Raw genomic sequence first — 16,525 nt, forward strand, 5'->3', positions numbered from 1 at the left:
TCACCTGTCCCTACGAGATGTTGAAGTCGCCCGAGAAGTGCACGGGCGCGTGGTAGACGCTGGCGTTCTTGATCAGGCGGGCGGAGATCGACGGCCCGCCGGCCTTCGCCCGAGACGCCTGCTCGACCAGCAGCCGGGCAGCCTTCAGGAAGGATTGGTCCCGGTCGAGGCAGGCCTCCAGCACGCGTCCGAGCGCTGCGACGGCCACCATGTCCGCGGGGTCGGCTTCGACCCGCGCGAGCGTGCGCTGCGCGTCCGCGTCGCCGGCGAAGTGAACGCGGACCAGCTCCAGCATCTCGACGGGCTGGCTCATCCAGGACTCTCCTCTGACGGCCTCGGTGACAAGGCGGGCGGCGTCTTTTCCGATCTCGGCTGATGACCGCATGGTGGCTCCAGGGGGATTGACTTCGTAGGAATGAGCGGGCGGGGCGACGACGGGGTCCTGCCGCAGGATCTGCTGCTGCAGCGCCTGAACGGGAGCGCCGGGATCGGTCCCGAGCTCCAGCAGGGTGCGGCGGAGGCCGTCGTACGCGGCGAGCGCGTCGGAAGAGCGGCCCGCACGGTGCAGCGCCAGCATCAGCAGCCGCGTCACGTCCTCGTCCAGCGGCAACTCCTCGGCGAGGTCCTGGAGTTCGGGCACGAGTTGCGTGTGCCGCCCGAGCCGCAGCTCGGCCACCAGGCACTCAAGGAGCGCCGCCCGATGATCTTCCAGCAGCCGGGCCCGCGCGCCCGCCGCTCCCGGGCCGGGCAGCCCATGGAGCGGTTCGCCCGGCAGCAGTCCGCGGCCCCACTGCCGCAAAGCCTTGCGCAGCAGGTACGTGGCCTGCGAATCGTCCGCGCCCAGCAGTGGCCGCGCTTCCGCGGCGAAGTCGTGGAAGCGGTGCACGTCCACCTGCTCCCTGCCGACTTTCGCCACATAACCGATCTGGTGTGTCGGTAGCAGTGGCTTCCCCAGCCGCTGACGCAGGCCGCTGGCGTAATGCGAGAGGACCCGGCGGGCACTTTTGATCGGGTCGTCGCCCCAGATCTTGTCGATGAGCTGCTCGATGGTGACCGGCCTGCCTTCGGCGAGCAGCAGCAGGGCCAACATCAGGCGCTGCTGCCGATCCCCCAGTTCAACGGGCTCGTCCCCTTCGAACGCCTGCATGCCATTCAGCAGGTGAAACTGCATGGCCCACTTCTCCCCGTAGTTGGAGTATTCCTATGACGGACCTATGACCGGCCTTACACTCACTCGCCCACCCGACCTCGTAACGCGTTATCCGATTCTTTATCCAGCGGGACGCACAAGGGCTTCCCGAAGACAAAGGAGAAAGAAATGAACGAGGTCAAGGGCAACAAGTCGCTGGGCACCGCGTGGTACAAGGCCACCTTCAGCGACCACGGTGGCGGTTGCGTCGAGGTGGCGATCGACCGTAATTGGGTCGCTGTACGCGACTCCAAGGACCCGAGTGGGCCTGTGCTCCGCTTCAGCGCCGCGGAGTGGAACGCCTTCCTCTCCGGCGTGGACGCCGGAGAGTTCGACCTGGCCTGACCCAGGCCGGACCGTTCTCAGGAGAGGCGCCGCGGTCTGCGGCGCCCTCCCCGGCCTTGGGGCGGGCCCCCGTCGGGCGCGCCCCAAGGCCGGTCGGACGGCCCCCGCGGGTCATCGGGCCGTGGCACGTATGCCGGCGCTCAACTGCGCGAGAAACTCCCGCGCCGTGTCACCGTAAAGAGCCATCTCGCCGAGCAGCGACCATTGCCGCCGGTACGTCGCCACGTCCTCGGCGTCGCGCACGATCAACCTCATATGTGTGACCTCTACTTCCACAAAACTGTCTATCGTGCTGCTGTCGCTCTCGTAGAGCGTGAATCCGTGTGGCGGGCACACAGCCGATTCCGCGTCTTGGGGAATCACCCCGAGCGTGACGTTCTCCAGCGTGCTCAGAGTCGCGATGCGGTCGAGCTGCGCCAGCAGCAGCCGCACCGGTCCCGGCCTGCATCGCAGCGCCGCCTCTGTGACGATGAATTCGAACTTCCTGCTCTCGTCGTACAGCGCGAGCTGGCGTTGCAGCCGCGCCGCGACGACCATCGGCAGGTCGCCCTCCAAGTAGGGCGGGTCGAACAGCGAGAAGACGCGGCGGGCGTACTCGGCGGTCTGCAGCAGGCCTGGAACGATCGCCGGCTGGAAGACCCGGAGCAGTTGCGCCTCGTCCTCCTGCCCACGAATGTCGTCCTGGAGATGCGTCTGCTGCTGCAGGGCCGCGCGCCAGGTGTGCATCTCGGTGAACGCGGCCTCTGTCAGGTCGGCGAGCAGCTCCCTGGTCTGAGCCGGCGCCTCCACCGCGTCGCCCCAGGCCGCGACCTCCGGCAGTGAGGGGATCACGCTGCCTGATTCGATCCGGGAGACCTTGGACTGACTCATGCCGATGCGGTGGGCGAGGTCCCGCCCCGAGATGCCGGCGAGGTCGCGCAGGCGCCGGAGCTCGATCGCCAGCCGCTGTCGCCTGGTGCGGTGCCTCCCCGCTTCTGCCGCGAGGTCGTCCATGGGTCCCCGATCCGGTGGAGCTGGTTCATCTTCTGAGTCGGATTGATTCATTGCTATTCAACACGATGCACTCAACCACGATCGGTGATGGTGGTCAAGGCTCCTATAGCGGCTCGGTATGGGCCTAGGTGGGAGCTCTCTGGAGGAACGATGATTCATGCGGATTCGCGCCCGTCTGGCGTTGGTGAGGCTTGCGGGATCGGTGGTGGTGGAGATGGTGATGGTGGGGGTTGCGCGGCTCGCTGGTCCTGTATGGGGTACTGGCCGGCTCGATCCTGTGTCAGTGACGCTCCGCGTGTCCATCGTTCCCGAACGTCTCCGGATGACCTCGGATGGGAGGTGGCCCGTTCCGAGATCATCCGACCTCATCCGGATTCGTCCGGATTTATACGGCGAGTATGAACAGGTCGGAATTCATCATGATCTGAGTGATGGGTCAGCTTTACTGCTCTGAGATGGGAATGAACGTTCATTGTGCGCACCTGGCCGTCAGGCGATGCCAAAATTGCTCACAGCACCACGCATACTCGAAGATCACTCATCTCCGGCATGGAGCGATGGCTGAACATCCCCCCGATGCGGCGCTATGCACTTTCGTCGCTCAGTTGAACGAGCTGGTTGCGCTGGCCGGCTCTCCGACGTTGTCAGAACTGCGAAAATTATCGCGAAGTAGCAACAGAGAGCTGGCGGAAAGCACCACGCATGACATTTTGACCGGGAAGCGCAAACGTGCCCCTGAGTGGCCGTGGGTGTTCTCGTTCGTGACCGCGTGCCGTACGGCGGCTCAGGGGGCCGGCCTGGACGTGCACCCTCTGGACGACATCAAGGCCTGGCACCTCTTGTGGCGCGCGGCCCGCGACACCCAGCCGGACTCGGCGCCCTCGTCCGTGCCGTCTGTGCCGTTGCCCGCGGCAGGGCAGGAGGCTCCGGAGGAGAAGATCGAGCCGATGTCACGGGAGTACTTGCTCCGCGTCTTCGGCAGGAGCGGCATCCGGGTGCTGTTCGCGAGCGACGCGCACGATCCCCGCCACTTGCTGCGCTTGGCCGTCATCGCCCTGCTTCGCGGCTGGCCGGACGACGCCCACCATTGGCTGGCCCGCGCCCGCGCCGCCGGCCACCCCGACGCCGCCACACTGTCCGACCACCCCCAGAGCTTGCGGTTCGCCGCCAAACTCGCCTACTCGTACGGCCGGGAGTTCCAGCTACGGCAACCCGTCCACCTGAGCCTGGCCATGTTCTTTTACCGCCTTGCGAGCGACGGCGGCCACGTCGAGGCTGCTTACCAGCTCGGCCTGGCCCACCGCAGCAGAGGCGAGCCGTGGGTTGCGGCGAGCTGGTTCCGCCGCGCCGCCCTCCACGGCCATCGCGCGGCCATGCTCGAGTTCGACGGCGCCACCGACCAGCTCACCCAGAGCCCGTAGCAGCCCGGCCAAAGCCTGCCCCTCATCCTCCCGGAGGAGCTCCAGTACGATCCGGCCGTTCGGCTGGCTCAGGCTCGCTCTTGCGCATCTTCGGCCACCCGGCTTCCCGAACGAGAACGCTCCCCACGGCATCCACCAACGGCCGGCAGCCGACACGCCACAGCCATCTGAGTGCACGGGCAAGCGTGAACATGAAGACCACCCAGGGCACGTTCCGGCACGGCCGCCTTGCCCGGTCACGTGAGCTACGACCCGGCAATGGCGAAGGAACCGACAAGCACCGGCTGACGGACGTGCACGGTGTGGGGCTCGAGCGATCGGCTCGTCAGCGAAACCAGCGACACTCGTCCGTTCTCAGACGCCAGAACCGAAACCGATCCTAGAAATGCCACAGGGAGTCCCTCTAGATCGAGGAACTCCCTGGTCAGACTGTGCGCGGCCGACAGGAGTCGAACCCGTAACCTTCTGATCCGTAGTCAGATGCTCTATCCATTGAGCTACGGCCGCTTGCTGCGTAAGCAAGCATAGCGGGTTTCGGGGAGTGCCTCGAACCAGATACGGCAATCGTGGTTGATGTTGGGTGGGTGACTGGGGGCTTGGGCTGGAGGGAGGGGGACTGGGCTGGGGGGTTGGGAGCCCCCGATGCGGGTCGGGGGCTCGGGGGTTTATGGATCTGTCTTCTTCAGGAGGCGTTCGAGCAGGATTGTCAGGTCGGTCAGTCTTCGGTAGACGGAAGTGTGCTGGTCTCCGATCTGGGCGCGGAGCTTGGAGAAGTGGTCGTTGGCCTGCCTTCGCATGCCGGCGATCTCGTCGTTGACGGCGGAGATGTCCTGTGACAGTTCGGCTTGGAGGGTTCTGAGCCGGGTTGTCATCTCCGTGACGTTCATGGATGTGGTGGTGATGTCGGTTTGGAGGTCCTCCGCGGGGGTGCAGGTTTGTGCCGGTATGTTCATGCGCCGGCGTTGGGCCCTCATGCGGCGGCGGCCGGAGACCGTGCTGCCTGGACGCAGGTGTCTTTCGAGGGCGTCTACACGGAGTTTCAGATTGCGAATCTCCGCCTCTATGTCCACGTACCCCTACCTTTGCGGCAGTTGGAAGGGATCCCTTGCTCGGGTCCCACGTTCTGTGAGCACATAGTTGCAAGGAGTGTCAGGTTCGTGAAATCCCGCGGGTGGCGGTCGGGTGGAGATTTTTCTATCGCGGTGTAACAAAGATCGCCGCTGAGGCTAGTTCTCTTCCTGACTCGCCAGGGGCGAAAGTTGCCATCCGTGTCAAAGGGTTCGCAATGGGTCTGAGGGCTGTGGATACATCGAAGGGTGTATCCACAGGCGGACCTTTGCAGGAGGGCAGGGCCCTCGGTAGGTGGTGGGATGTGGGCATGAACCGTGTGGCGTTGTGGGCCGGGCTGGCCTTCGCGATGGGGGTGGTGCTGATCCTGGGGCAGCGGCCCCTTGTCGATCGCGGTGCGCCCACGTGGGTGTTGATCGTGCCGTTGGCCTTCACCTGTGCGGGAGTGCTGGTGCGTACGCGGGCTCCCCTGGGTTCGCTGGGGTTGGGCGTGGTCGGGATCGTCATCGATGGGTTCGTCGGGCCGTCGTTGGCGACGATTCTGGTTTTTACCGACAACCTGTACGCCGCGGCGCTCTATGGACCCGCTCGGTTCGCTCGGGTGCTGCTCGGGGTGGCGACCGTGCTGGCGGTGGTCGCCGGGGCCTTGGCCGGGTTTCTCGCCGAGGATTGGCGGGCGCTGGCCGTCATGGGGGTGCAGGCCGGGCTGGTGCTGATCACGCCCGTCACCACCGCGCTGGTTCTGCGGGAGCAACGGGACAGGGCCGCGGCAGCGCGGGCGCGGGCCGAGCAGATGGCCCGTCTCGCGGAGCTCGACAGGCAGGCCGCCATAACCGCCGAACGTACGCGGATGGCGCGCGAACTGCATGACATGATCGCCAACCACTTCAGCGCCATCGCCATTCAGTCCACCGCGGCGCTCTCGCGTAAGGACCTCGATCGGGAGACCGTACGGAAAATCATGGAGTCCGTACGGGAGAACAGCGTCAAGGGAATGGCCGAGATGCGGGCCATGATCGGGCTTCTGCGGCAGGAAGGCGACGAGGGGGACAACGAGGCCACCCGGCCGCGGCTGGCCGATGCGGAGACTCTGGTCGACAGGGTCAGGCAGGCCGGAATGGACGTTGAACTGCGGGTGGAGGGTGAGGTGCGGGAGTTGCACGCGCCGATCGATCTCGCGGGATACCGGATATTGCAGGAGGCCCTGACCAATGCGCTCAAGCATGGGGAGTCGCCGGTTTCGGTTGTCGTGGCTTATGAGAAGGAGCGGGTCCGGGTGAGTGTTGGCAATGCGCTTGGCGGGAGGAGGAAAGCGGTCGGGTTGCCGGGAGCCGGTGCGGGGCTGATCGGTATGCGGGAGCGGGCTGCGTTGGTCGGGGGTTTCTTCGAGGCCGGGGATATTTCCTATGAGGATGGTGCTTCAGGTGGGGAGGAGGCGAAGCGTGATGGGGGTGATGCCGGTGGTGGTGGGTGGCGGGTTTTGGCGGTTCTTCCGACGGCTGAGGGGGGTGAGCTTGGTCAGGGTGTGGCGCGATTGGAGCTTGCAGAGACTTCCGCCGAGGGGGTCGACAAGGCGTCTTCTGGTTCTGATCGTGGAGCCGGTCACATGGGTGAGAGGAATGGAGGTGGCTGGTGAGCATCAGGGTGTTGGTGGCTGACGATCACGCGGCGGTCAGGGCCGGGATTGTGCTGATCCTGGGCGGAGCGGATGACGTCGAGGTCGTGGGTGAGGCCGGGGATGGGGAGCAGGCCGTTGCCATGGCCCGGGAACTGCGGCCCGATGTCGTGTTGATGGATGTACGGATGCCTCGGCTCGATGGGATCTCCGCCACGCGGGAACTCGCCGGGGTTTGTGATGTGCTGATTCTCACCACGTTCGACATTGATGAGTACGTGTTCGGGGCGCTGCGGGCCGGTGCCGCCGGGTTTTTGCTGAAGAATACGGATGCCGAGGCGTTGGTCGAGGCGGTTCGGGTGGTGGCCCGGGGGGATGGGCTGATTTCGCCCGGGGTTACGCGGAGATTGATTTCGGCGTTTGCCGAGCAGGTGCCGGTACGCCGGGAGTTGGGAGCGGATCCGGCCAGTTTGACGCCTCGGGAGCGGGAGGTGCTGGCTTGTATCGGCCGGGGATTGTCCAACGCTGAGATCGCCAGGGAGCTTGATATGGCGGAGGCCACGACCAAGACGCATGTCAGCCGGGTGTTGAACAAGCTGGGGTTGAAGAGCCGGGTGCAGGCGGCGATCTACTACTCGGAGGGTGAGGGTGTGTAGGCCCTACTACGCTCCTCGGAGGGGGAGAGTGATAGGCCGCTACGCAGGAAGGTGAGGGTGATGGGCCCCACTACGGGGCGGGGGAGGGGGATGGGCCCCACTACGCGGAGGGGGAGGGGCCCACTGCGCGGAGGGTGAGGGTGTGTGGGTCGGGGCGTCGGTGAGTGCCCGCGCGCCAACGGTTGCCGTCTCACGTTGTCGGTTGCCGGTCGTCTCGCGTCGCCGGAGTCGTCTCATGTCATTGGTCGTCTCACGTCGCGAGGATCGTCTCACGTCGCGAGGATCGTCTCACGTCGCGAGGATCGTCTCACGTCGCGAGGATCGTCTCACGTCGCGAGGATCGTCTCACGTCGCGAGGGTTCGTCTCGCGTCGCGGGGGCCGTCGCACGTCGTCGAGTCCAGGTCCCCCCGGTTCCACACCCTGGACACCTCGGCCAGCTCGCCGTCTTACGCCGCCGCGCGTGCGTCCGAGACCCGTTGAGGATGATGATTGGATGGCAATCGGCGTTGCCTAGTCTGATCATGACTAGGGGGTAGACCAAGCAGATGAGCACAACACCGCCACCACAGCCTCCGCGTGAGGAACCCGAAGAGCCTGGCAGCGAAGCGGGGCTGGGTGGGGAGCCGGAGTTCTTGCCGCCTCCGTCAGGGGAGTCGGTGCCGAGGCCGTCGCCTCCGCCTGGGGAGAAACCGGTAAATACGCCTCCTCCTCCGAGCGGGAAGCCTACGTTTACGCCGCCTCCTTCGAGCAGTGAGCCGGTGACCCCGCCGCCTCCTCCGAGCGGCGAGTCGATGACCCCGCCACCTCCTCCGAGCGGAGTGCCGGCGCACTTGCCCCCACCGTCCGGCATGCCAGGGCCTATGGGCGTATCGGGTCCGCCTGGGGGAGGGGACGGTCCCGCTGGGCGGCCGTCTTTCGTGCCGCCGGACGTTGGGTACCCGTCGCAGACGCAAGGGACGGAGGCGGGACACCCGTCGCAGGATGTCAGGCCCGCGTCTCAGGGGCCGCCGCCTCACGGCCCGATGCCTCCTGGCGCGGCGGGTCGAGAGGAAGGCACGTCCCAGCAGCCCTCGTACGGAGCACAGCAGCCCCCGTACGGAGCGCAGCAGCCCCCGTACGGAGCACAGCAGCCCCCGTACGGGCCCTCGCCTCAGTACGGAGCTCAGCCTCCCGACGCGATGCAGCCTCCGTACGGGCCGGGCGGGTATGGGGCGGCGTCGGCGCAGGTGCCGCCGCCGGCCGCCGGTTCGACGGGCATGCTTGTTGGCATGCTCTTCGCCGGCCTGGCGATCTACAGCGTCCTCAACACGGTGATCGGCTTCTTCACCTTCATCACCGCCCTCGACGCCGACGGCAGCGCCACCCCGTACTTCATCGTCGGCGCGGTCCTCCTGGCCCTCGCCGGCCTGGGTGCGGGCATAGGCCTGTGTTTCGTGCGCAGGCCCTGGGCCAGAGGACTCGGCCTGGGGCTCATGATCGGCTGGGCGCTGTGGTCGATCCTGTCGGCCGGCCTGTGCACCGGACTCAACCCGAGCCTGTACGCCTGACATGCCCTACCACGAGATATTCGTCGGCCTGGGCGTGTTCGTCGCGGCCGTCGTCTTCATCAGGGAGGCGCGCAGCCGGGGCGCGCTCAACGAGCAGTCGCTGACGGCGGTGGCGGGCGCCCTGGTCGGCGGGGCGATCGGGATGCGGCTGGCCGGATGGCTGGAGACGTTCGACGCCGAGAACCTGTGGTTGTGCGGCTCCCGCAGCATCCTCGGCGGCCTGACCGGCGCGTACGTGGGCGTCCTGGTGGCCAAGAGGATCATCGGCTACAAGGAGCGGACCGGCGACCTGTTCGCCCCGGCCGTGGCGCTCGGCATGGCGGTGGGCAGGATCGGCTGTCACCTGACGGAGGCGCCGGGCAGGCCCACCGACCTGCCCTGGGGAGTGCACGCCCCGCCGACGACCCCCGAATGCCCCGGTTGCCTCACCGGGCAGGCCATGCACCCGTCGTTCGTGTACGAGATCATCTTCCAGCTCGCCGCCTTCGCCGCGCTGCTCTGGGCACGCAAGCGGCTCACCCAGCCGGGGGAGTTGTTCACCCTCTACCTCGCCGCGTACGCCGCCTTCCGCTTCCTGGTCGAGTTCACCAGGGCGAACGAGACGGTCTGGCTGGACCTCACCAGGCCGCAGTGGTTCCTGATCCCGGGGCTGCTGTTGCTGACCCTGAGGCTCGGGTACGGCTGGCGACGCGGCTACTATCGATCCCTTTTCGAGCGGAAGGTCATGACATGAGTGCAGGGATGGGCCTGAGGGGCGACCGCATCCTCAGATACGTCAACGCGTTCTGCCCGAGTTGCCACAACCGCGACCTGGCCAGGGTGGAGCGCCTGAGCGGCTACCTGGCCGAGCGCGACGGCCGGGTGTGGCTGGAGCGCGGATGCCGCGAACACGGATTTATCCGCACGCTGTACGACGAAGACCCAGAAATCCTGAAATACCTGGAGGAATGGACCGCCCCCACCAAACAGCACATGCCGGATATTTCGGGAAACTTCGATCCGATCCCCCTCGCCTACCTCCGAGGGCTCCCCGAACTCCAGACCCAGCACACCTGCATCCTCCTCGAAGATATCGCCGAAACCTGCAACCTCCGCTGCCCCACCTGCTTCACCGACAGCTCCCCCGACCTGACCGGCATCGTCCCCGTCCCCGACGTCCTGGCCAACGTCGACCAGCGCCTGGCCAGGGAGAACGGCAAACTCGACGTCCTGATGCTGAGCGGCGGCGAGCCGACCCTGCACCCCGAACTCAAGACCCTCCTCGCCGAACTGAGCGCCCGCCCGATCACCCGCATCCTGATCAACACCAACGGCGTCCTCATCGCCAGGGACGACTCCCTGCTCGACCTGCTCACCGAACACAGGGAGCGGGTGGAGGTCTACCTCCAGTACGACGGCGCCTCGGCCGAAGCCTCCAGGCACCACAGGGGCGGCGACCTCACCCGCGTCAAGGCGCAGGCCGTACGGCGCCTGTCCGAACGCGAGATCTTCACCACCCTCGTCATGACCGCCGCGCTCGGCGTGAACGACGGTGAGATCGGCGACGTCGTACGCCTCGCGCTGGACACCCCGTACGTCGGAGGCGTGTCCCTGCAACCCCAGTTCGGCTCCGGCAGGTCGGGCACCATCGACCCGCAGGACCGCCTCACCCACACCGGCGTGCTCAAACGCCTCGGACCGCAGACGGACGGCCTGGTCACCTGGCGCGACCTGACCGCCCTGCCCTGCTCCCACCCGCACTGCTGCTCGGTCGGCTACCTCATCCGCGACGACTCCCGCCGGTGGCGCTCGCTCACGGAGCTGATCGGCCACGACCGGCTCAAGGAGAACCTGGGCCTGGTCTCCAACCGCATCGCCGACAGCGAGATCCCGCGCGAGCTGCGCCTGGCCGTACAGGAGTCGCTGCTCGGGTTGTTGTCCGAGCAGTCGTCACTGTCGCATCCGCAGGTCGGCGACCTGTGGCGGAACATCTGCGAGAACTGCGACCTCGGCGTCTCCACCCTGCTCACCCTCGCCTCCTCGGCTCTGCCGGGCAGGCGCAGGAAGTTGCGCGCGATGCTGGGGGAGCGGGTCGTCCGGATCACGGTCAAACCGTTCATGGACCTCTCGACCATGATCGAGGAACGGCTCACGCAGTGCTGCGTGCACGTCGGCACCCGCGCGGACCAGGACCAGTGTGCCCCGTTCTGCGCCGTACAGGCGTGGCCGGAGCTGTCGCGGCAGCGGCTGTCCGCACAGGCGCGGGTGCTTTCATGAAGAAGGAGCCGTACGATCCGCTGCGTTTGTGCGTGTACGCGACCATCGCCCTGCTGGCCTGGCTGCTGGGCCCGTGGGCGGTGCTCGGCTTCGCGGTGCTGGGGTTCGCCGGATACTGGCGGGCGTGGCGGGCCGGGCTGACCCACAGCAAGTGTTTCCTGCGCGACACCCGGCTCGTACTGGCCTACCTGGGCCTGATCGGCCTGGCGGCGCTCGCGGCGATCATCCTGTGACGGCCTTCAGGTTGAGCACCGTGCGTTCCTTGCCGGTGCCCCAGAAGAGCACGGTCGACGGCGAGGGGGAGATGAGTGACTGCGCGCCGTCGCCGAGCCCGGCCATCGTCCCGGTGGTCAGGTCGTACAGCACGGGCTGCTGCCGCTCGGGGGTGTTGAGCAGGAAGAGCGCGTACCGGTCGCCGTACAGCCAGCGGAACCCCATCCGCAGCAGCGTGCCGGGCAGTGTCGTGCGCCCGGATCCGTCCACCCGCTGCACGATCAGCCGGCCGTCCCGCACCCCGGCGCACCACTGCGGATGGCACTGCATCATGTCGATGCCCTCGGGCAGCGCGACGGCGGTGGACTGACCGGTCTCGAGGTTGGCGATCCTGGTCGTGTTCGCGCCGTCGCCGCCCTCGCGCGCCCAGGGCCAGGAGGACAGGTGCAGCCTGTCGGTGCCGGGCAGCAGCTCAGGCGTGCCGCCGGAGAGCGGCATCCGGTAGACGCCGCCCTTCCGCAGCGACCAGACGAGGTGGTCGCCGGTGAGGCCGACCCCGTCCACGTCGGCCGCGACCTCGCCGATGCGCCGGGCCTCGCCGCCCTCCCGGGGCATGATCCAGAAATCCGCCCACTCGCGGTTCTCGTCGTTCTCGCCGTGCCAGGCGATGTACCGCTCGCCCACCGCGAAGCCCTGGGGAAAGTACTGCTTCATCGGGTACGGGATCTCGCCCAGCACCCGCGTCTTGCCGGTGGCCGAGTCGTACACCTGGAGCCGGGTCTTGGTGGCCATCAGCAGTTCGGTCGCGCTGAGGCCGGTCACCGGGTACGCCTCACCGCCATCGGCCGGGATCTTGAGCACGGCCCGTGGCCACAACTCGGCGACCGGCACGATGCTCCTGGGCGCCGGTGACGCCGCCACCGGCGGGGCCGCTGGCTCCTGACCCGACAGGACCGCCGTCGTGCCGCCCACGACCGTCACCACCGCGGCGGCCGCCAGCAGCACCCGCCCCCGCTGCCTGGCACGCCGCCGCCGGCTCACGCCCTCCGCGAAATTCGCGGGTCCGGCCTGCCCGGCGGCCGCCCGCAGGGTCTCGACCAGGTCCTCTTCGCTTCTCATCGCGCCTCCCGCAGCACAGGTGTCTCGCGTTTGATCCGGAGTTTGTCCAGCGCGCGGGCCGCCTGGCTGCGTACCGTTCCACGTGAAACGCCGAGAATCTCGGCAATCTCCTGGTCCGGCAGGTCCTCGTAGTAACGCAGCACGAGTACGGCCCGCTGCTTGCGGGGGAGTTCCTGGAGTTCGGCCCAGAGGTCGGGATCGCCGTGGCGGTCGTGCTCGCCACGCTCGGGCACGGCGGCCACCAGGTCCTCCCGGTGCCGCCGGCGCCAGGACTTGATGTGCAGCCTGGCCATGGTGGTGCGGACGTACCCCTCGGGGTCGTGCTTGTTACGCACGCGCGGCCAGGCGTCGCCCAGCCGGGCCAGCGCCTCCTGGACGAGGTCGGCCGCGTCCTCGGAGTTGCCGGACAGCACATAGCCGTACCGGAGCAGCGCGTCTCCCCGGGCTCGGATGAACTCGTCGAAATCTCCCACGAACCCAGGGATCGCGTCAGGCGGAATTCTGTTGCACGCGAAAGGGGATCAGTCGGCGGCGACGTACAGGATGAGGGTCTCGGCGACGCACGCCGGGCGCTTCTCGCCCTCGATCTCGACCGTCATCTTCAGGTTGGACAGGTAGCCGGCGGGGGTGCCCTTGACGTCGGTGAGCTCGCCGACGGCCCGGACGCGCGAGCCGACGGGGACCGGCCTGGGGAAGCGGACCTTGTTCAGGCCGAAGTTGACGCCCATCGCGATGCCCTCCACCTTGACCAGGGAGAACATGAACGTCGGCAACAACGACAGGGTCAGGTACCCGTGCGCGATCGTGCCCCCGAACGGCCCGTCCTTGGCCCGGTCGACGTCCACGTGGATCCACTGGTGGTCGTCGGTGGCGTCGGCGAACAGGTTGACCTGATCCTGGGTGACGGTGCGCCATTCGGTCGGGCCGAACGTCTCGCCGACGGCCGCCTTGAGCTCCTGAACATTCGCGAAGGTTCGCATGGGGCGAAACGCTATTGCGCGGTCGGGACGGCTGCCAAGTTGAGCACCTCGATAGTGCCCCGCGTGACGGGCCAGTAGAAGATCGTGCTGGGTTCACCCGACCCCGGCAAGCCGAACTGAACATTGCCGACCGTGGCCGTCGAGCCGGTCTGGATGTCATAGACGCCCGACTTCAGCAGGACGAAGCGGTTGAGCACGGGCGCCAGCGACCATGGCTGCAAATGGTCGAAACCGGCGCCGACCCGCCGCAACTGGCTGCCGTCGATTCGCTGCAGGAAGCCGTCGCCCCGCGAATCGCGGCCGTAGCACCAGTGCGGCCCGCAGCGCAGGGACGTGCTCCGCGGCCGCGGGCTGACCTCCTGCCTGGTGCCTATCGTGAGGTCGACGACGATGCGCTGATTGTTGTCGTGATTGTCGGGCACGTCGCTCGCCCACGGCCATCTCAGCAGGCGCAGGCCCTTTCCCGCCGGGATGCGCTCGGGCCCGCCGCCGGTCAGGGAGATGCGCCACACGTCGCCGCGCCGTTCGGACCAGACGATCCGGTCCCCGTTGATCGAGATCGCGTCAACCGAGCTGCGTCCGGCGGGCAGCGTGGTGACGAGCCTGGCCTTGCCGCCGCCCGCCAGTGGCGCCGTCCAGATCTCGCCGGTGGTGTACCAGGCCACGTTCACGCCGTCGGCGGCCACGATCGGCGTGTTGTACTTCCTTACCGAGCCCAGCTCGGCGATCTGGCGGAACTGCCCGGCGGCGGTGTCGTACACCTCCAGTCTCCGCCGCGTCTCCTTCACCTGCGTCAGCACCAGCACCTCCGTCGGGCTGACGCCCGTGATCGGATGACGGAGCACCTCACCCGGTCCCACGGTCCGCATCGTGAAGACCGCGCCGGGCCAGAGCCGCTTGGCCGGTGCCGTCCTGGGCGCCGGGGCCGGAGGCGTGGCCACCTCGCCCTCGCCGGACCGGACCAGGCCGCCGATGCCCACGCCGAGCAGCACCACGGCGGTCGCCGCCGCCAGCATGCGCAGCCGCCGCCGGGTCCTGCGCCGCCTGCGCAGCGCCAGGCCCGCCAGCAGATCGCCTTCGTCGGGAGCGCGCTCGCCCGCCGCGCGCAACGCGCCGGCCAGCTCTTCCTCAGTCCTCATGCCCGCTCCCATCCACGCGCCGACGGGCGCTCAGCCCGCTCCCATTCACGCACCGACTGCTTGACACGCAGCGCGTTCAGCGCGTGGAAGGCCTGGCTGCGCACGGTTCCCCGGGTGATGCCGAGGAGCTCGGCGATCTCCGCGTCGGAGAGGTCCTCGTAGTAGCGCAGCACGAGGACGACCCGCTGCCTGCGCGGCAGCGTGGCCAGTTCCCGCCACAACTCGCCGAAGGCGTGATCGTCGGTGTAGGAGCCCTCGGGTACGTCGTCCGTCAGGTGCTCCCTGCGCCGCCTGCGCCACCAGCTGATGTGCTGCCTGGCCATCGTCGTACGGACCCACGCCTCGGGATTGTTCCTGCTGCGCACCCGTTTCCAGGAGTCGCTCAGCTTGAGCAGCGCCTCCTGGACGAGGTCCGCCGCGTCGTCGGCGTTGCCGGTGAGCACGTAGCCGTATCGGAGCAGGGCCGCGCCGCGCGCCCGTACGAACTCCTCGAACTCCACATTCCTAAGACGCACCGGGGGCTCCGGGCTGTTGCAAAGATCTTTACTCGAAACCATCGCATAGGTGTTCGAGTCCGCGCTACAGTCTTAGGTACCGCAATCGAACAGAGGTTCGGCCTGGTGAGAGGGGGTGTGTCCGATGACGGTACTCGCGACGGCCCCTGCTCGGACACGCCGTAGCACTTTCTTCCCAAATCTAAGACGGCCGCTATATCCCGCAATAAAGTCCGAGAGCGTGGACCCTGTGCGAAACCCCTACGCTCCAGGCGCCGGGCAGCGCCCGCCGGAGCTCGCCGGGCGCGATCGAGAGCTGCAGCAGTTCGAGGTCGTGCTGGAGCGGGTGGCCCGCGGCCGTCCCGAGCGCAGCATGGTCGTGACCGGCCTGCGGGGAGTTGGTAAGACCGTTCTGCTCAACACGTTCAAATCCATGGCCATGCAGCGGCTGTGGGGCACGGGCAAGATCGAGGCCCGGCCCGACCAGTCGATCAGGCGGCCGGTGGCCGCCGCCCTGCACATGGCCATCCGCGAGCTGGCCCCGCGCCACCGCGCGCCCGAGCGCATCGAGGAGTTTCTCGGCGTGCTCAAGGCGTTCGCCATGCGCGATCCGGCCGCGGCCAAGGGCACCTCGCATTGGTCGCCCGGGATCGAGGTGCCGGCCAGCCGCGGGCGCGCCGACTCGGGCGACCTGGAGATCGACCTCACCGAGTTGTTCGTGGACGCCGCGAGCGTGGCCACCGACCTGGCCGTCGGCATCGCCCTGTTCATCGACGAGATGCAGGACGTGCAGGCCGCCGACGTCTCCGCGCTCTGCGCCGCCTGCCACGAGCTGTCGCAGACCGGCGGGCCGCTGATCGTGGTGGGGGCGGGGCTGCCGCACCTGCCGAGCGTGTTGTCGGCCAGCAAGAGCTATTCCGAACGGCTCTTCCGCTACGCGCGCATCGACAAGCTCGACCGGGACGCGGCCGACCTGGCGCTGATCCTGCCGGCGCGCGAGGAAGAGGTGGAGTTCACGCAGGACGCGCTCGACGCGCTCTACGAGGCGGCCGACGGCTACCCCTACTTCGTGCAGGCGTACGGCAAGGTCGCCTGGGACCTGGCCCCGCGCAGTCCGATCACGCTCGACGACGTCAAGGTCTCCGCGCCGGAGGCCGAGGAGGAGCTCGCGGTCGGGTTCTTCGGCAGCCGTTACGAGCGGGCCACTCCGGCCGAGCGCGACTACATGCACGCCATGGCGCAGATCGGCGACGAGCCGGTGCCGACCTCCGAGGTGGCCGACGCCCTCGGGCGCAAGCCGTCCAGCCTCTCGCCCGCCCGCGACAGTCTCATCAAGAAAGGGCTCATCTACAGCGCCGAGCGCGGCCTGATCGCGTTCACGGTGCCGCATTTCGGGAAATTCCTGCGCGCTCAACCGATCTGAGCGACGCCCCTAGACCTCTATTGGGCTGTCTAGTGGGGAAGCTAGACAGCCCAATAGAGCTGTATC

General features: G+C 67.8%; 17 protein-coding genes and 1 tRNA gene. 9 read left to right on the plus strand and 9 right to left on the minus strand.

From position 1 onward, the window contains the following. Nucleotides 1–10: 10 nt before the first annotated feature. On the minus strand, nucleotides 11–1,171 hold the full coding sequence (locus tag AB0I81_RS10065; protein ID WP_360653064.1) for an AfsR/SARP family transcriptional regulator: 1,161 nt from the start codon (nucleotides 1,169–1,171) through the stop codon (nucleotides 11–13). Between the two features lie 147 nt (nucleotides 1,172–1,318). Here AB0I81_RS10065 and AB0I81_RS10070 point away from each other — a divergent pair, with 147 nt between their 5' ends. Further along, entirely contained in the window at nucleotides 1,319–1,534 is a 216-nt protein-coding gene (locus tag AB0I81_RS10070; protein ID WP_360653067.1) for a DUF397 domain-containing protein, read from the plus strand. Between the two features lie 111 nt (nucleotides 1,535–1,645). On the opposite strand, the gene AB0I81_RS10075 is transcribed toward AB0I81_RS10070, so the two are convergent. Beyond that, nucleotides 1,646–2,527: a helix-turn-helix transcriptional regulator gene (locus tag AB0I81_RS10075; RefSeq protein WP_360653070.1), complete on the minus strand. Its 882-nt coding sequence runs from the start codon at nucleotides 2,525–2,527 to the stop codon at nucleotides 1,646–1,648. A 749-nt stretch (nucleotides 2,528–3,276) separates the two neighbouring features. Here AB0I81_RS10075 and AB0I81_RS10080 point away from each other — a divergent pair. Then, complete coding sequence (locus AB0I81_RS10080) at nucleotides 3,277–3,948, plus strand: hypothetical protein (protein ID WP_360653073.1); 672 nt, start codon at nucleotides 3,277–3,279, stop codon at nucleotides 3,946–3,948. Nucleotides 3,949–4,382: 434 nt separating this feature from the next. Here AB0I81_RS10080 and AB0I81_RS10085 read toward each other — a convergent pair. Continuing rightward, nucleotides 4,383–4,455, minus strand: a tRNA-Arg gene (locus AB0I81_RS10085). Between the two features lie 158 nt (nucleotides 4,456–4,613). Beyond that, on the minus strand, nucleotides 4,614–5,018 hold the full coding sequence (locus AB0I81_RS10090; RefSeq protein ID WP_360653076.1) for a hypothetical protein: 405 nt from the start codon (nucleotides 5,016–5,018) through the stop codon (nucleotides 4,614–4,616). A 308-nt stretch (nucleotides 5,019–5,326) separates the two neighbouring features. On the opposite strand from AB0I81_RS10090, the gene AB0I81_RS10095 reads away from it, so the two are divergent. From AB0I81_RS10095 to AB0I81_RS10120, 6 genes are all read left to right on the plus strand, one after another. Next, nucleotides 5,327–6,652 (plus strand): histidine kinase, encoded by a 1,326-nt coding sequence (locus AB0I81_RS10095; RefSeq protein ID WP_360653079.1) that lies wholly within the window; start codon nucleotides 5,327–5,329, stop codon nucleotides 6,650–6,652. Further along, nucleotides 6,649–7,287, plus strand: coding sequence for a response regulator transcription factor (locus tag AB0I81_RS10100; protein ID WP_360653082.1), 639 nt, complete (start codon nucleotides 6,649–6,651; stop codon nucleotides 7,285–7,287). The genes AB0I81_RS10095 and AB0I81_RS10100 overlap by 4 nt, the downstream gene beginning before the upstream one ends. A gap of 1,269 nt (nucleotides 7,288–8,556) precedes the next feature. Further along, complete coding sequence (locus AB0I81_RS10105) at nucleotides 8,557–8,835, plus strand: hypothetical protein (RefSeq protein ID WP_360653085.1); 279 nt, start codon at nucleotides 8,557–8,559, stop codon at nucleotides 8,833–8,835. Between the two features lies 1 nt (nucleotide 8,836). Next, nucleotides 8,837–9,568 carry a prolipoprotein diacylglyceryl transferase family protein gene (locus AB0I81_RS10110; RefSeq protein WP_360653088.1) on the plus strand — a complete coding sequence of 244 codons (732 nt, stop codon included), beginning with the start codon at nucleotides 8,837–8,839 and terminating at the stop codon, nucleotides 9,566–9,568. Next, a complete protein-coding gene (locus AB0I81_RS10115; protein WP_360653091.1) occupies nucleotides 9,565–11,091 on the plus strand; it encodes a radical SAM protein in 1,527 nt (508 codons plus the stop codon). The genes AB0I81_RS10110 and AB0I81_RS10115 overlap by 4 nt, the downstream gene beginning before the upstream one ends. Beyond that, nucleotides 11,088–11,324: a hypothetical protein gene (locus AB0I81_RS10120; RefSeq protein ID WP_360653094.1), complete on the plus strand. Its 237-nt coding sequence runs from the start codon at nucleotides 11,088–11,090 to the stop codon at nucleotides 11,322–11,324. Before AB0I81_RS10115 ends, AB0I81_RS10120 begins: the two co-directional genes overlap by 4 nt. On the opposite strand, the gene AB0I81_RS10125 is transcribed toward AB0I81_RS10120, so the two are convergent. Genes AB0I81_RS10125 through AB0I81_RS10145 form a run of 5 tightly spaced genes read right to left on the minus strand, consistent with a single transcriptional unit; the run spans nucleotide 11,314 to nucleotide 15,057 of the window. Beyond that, nucleotides 11,314–12,423 carry a hypothetical protein gene (locus AB0I81_RS10125; RefSeq protein WP_360653097.1) on the minus strand — a complete coding sequence of 370 codons (1,110 nt, stop codon included), beginning with the start codon at nucleotides 12,421–12,423 and terminating at the stop codon, nucleotides 11,314–11,316. The two genes, AB0I81_RS10120 and AB0I81_RS10125, sit on opposite strands and share 11 nt — an antisense overlap. Then, nucleotides 12,420–12,896 carry a SigE family RNA polymerase sigma factor gene (locus tag AB0I81_RS10130; RefSeq protein ID WP_360653100.1) on the minus strand — a complete coding sequence of 159 codons (477 nt, stop codon included), beginning with the start codon at nucleotides 12,894–12,896 and terminating at the stop codon, nucleotides 12,420–12,422. Before AB0I81_RS10130 ends, AB0I81_RS10125 begins: the two co-directional genes overlap by 4 nt. A gap of 48 nt (nucleotides 12,897–12,944) precedes the next feature. Further along, nucleotides 12,945–13,403: a MaoC family dehydratase gene (locus AB0I81_RS10135; RefSeq protein ID WP_360653103.1), complete on the minus strand. Its 459-nt coding sequence runs from the start codon at nucleotides 13,401–13,403 to the stop codon at nucleotides 12,945–12,947. A gap of 11 nt (nucleotides 13,404–13,414) precedes the next feature. Further along, a complete protein-coding gene (locus tag AB0I81_RS10140) occupies nucleotides 13,415–14,542 on the minus strand; it encodes a hypothetical protein (protein ID WP_360653106.1) in 1,128 nt (375 codons plus the stop codon). After that, on the minus strand, nucleotides 14,539–15,057 hold the full coding sequence (locus AB0I81_RS10145; protein ID WP_360653109.1) for a SigE family RNA polymerase sigma factor: 519 nt from the start codon (nucleotides 15,055–15,057) through the stop codon (nucleotides 14,539–14,541). Before AB0I81_RS10145 ends, AB0I81_RS10140 begins: the two co-directional genes overlap by 4 nt. Before the next feature lie 220 nt (nucleotides 15,058–15,277). Here AB0I81_RS10145 and AB0I81_RS10150 point away from each other — a divergent pair, with 220 nt between their 5' ends. After that, entirely contained in the window at nucleotides 15,278–16,459 is a 1,182-nt protein-coding gene (locus AB0I81_RS10150) for an ATP-binding protein (RefSeq protein WP_360653112.1), read from the plus strand. The last annotated feature ends 66 nt before the right edge of the window (nucleotides 16,460–16,525 follow it).

The organism is Nonomuraea sp. NPDC050404 (assembly GCF_040655495.1).
In the GTDB taxonomy this organism is placed as follows: Bacteria; Actinomycetota; Actinomycetes; order Streptosporangiales; family Streptosporangiaceae; genus Nonomuraea.

What these genes read in the sequence shown, in the direction of transcription:
- AB0I81_RS10065 (WP_360653064.1), bottom strand. Translation starts at nt 1,171, where the DNA reads ATGCAGTTTCACCTGCTGAATGGCATGCAGGCGTTCGAAGGGGACGAG.
- AB0I81_RS10070 (WP_360653067.1), top strand. Translation starts at nt 1,319, where the DNA reads ATGAACGAGGTCAAGGGCAACAAGTCGCTGGGCACCGCGTGGTACAAG.
- AB0I81_RS10075 (WP_360653070.1), bottom strand. Translation starts at nt 2,527, where the DNA reads ATGGACGACCTCGCGGCAGAAGCGGGGAGGCACCGCACCAGGCGACAG.
- AB0I81_RS10095 (WP_360653079.1), top strand. Translation starts at nt 5,327, where the DNA reads ATGAACCGTGTGGCGTTGTGGGCCGGGCTGGCCTTCGCGATGGGGGTG.
- AB0I81_RS10105 (WP_360653085.1), top strand. Translation starts at nt 8,557, where the DNA reads ATGCTCTTCGCCGGCCTGGCGATCTACAGCGTCCTCAACACGGTGATC.
- AB0I81_RS10110 (WP_360653088.1), top strand. Translation starts at nt 8,837, where the DNA reads ATGCCCTACCACGAGATATTCGTCGGCCTGGGCGTGTTCGTCGCGGCC.
- AB0I81_RS10115 (WP_360653091.1), top strand. Translation starts at nt 9,565, where the DNA reads ATGAGTGCAGGGATGGGCCTGAGGGGCGACCGCATCCTCAGATACGTC.
- AB0I81_RS10120 (WP_360653094.1), top strand. Translation starts at nt 11,088, where the DNA reads ATGAAGAAGGAGCCGTACGATCCGCTGCGTTTGTGCGTGTACGCGACC.
- AB0I81_RS10125 (WP_360653097.1), bottom strand. Translation starts at nt 12,423, where the DNA reads ATGAGAAGCGAAGAGGACCTGGTCGAGACCCTGCGGGCGGCCGCCGGG.
- AB0I81_RS10135 (WP_360653103.1), bottom strand. Translation starts at nt 13,403, where the DNA reads ATGCGAACCTTCGCGAATGTTCAGGAGCTCAAGGCGGCCGTCGGCGAG.
- AB0I81_RS10140 (WP_360653106.1), bottom strand. Translation starts at nt 14,542, where the DNA reads ATGAGGACTGAGGAAGAGCTGGCCGGCGCGTTGCGCGCGGCGGGCGAG.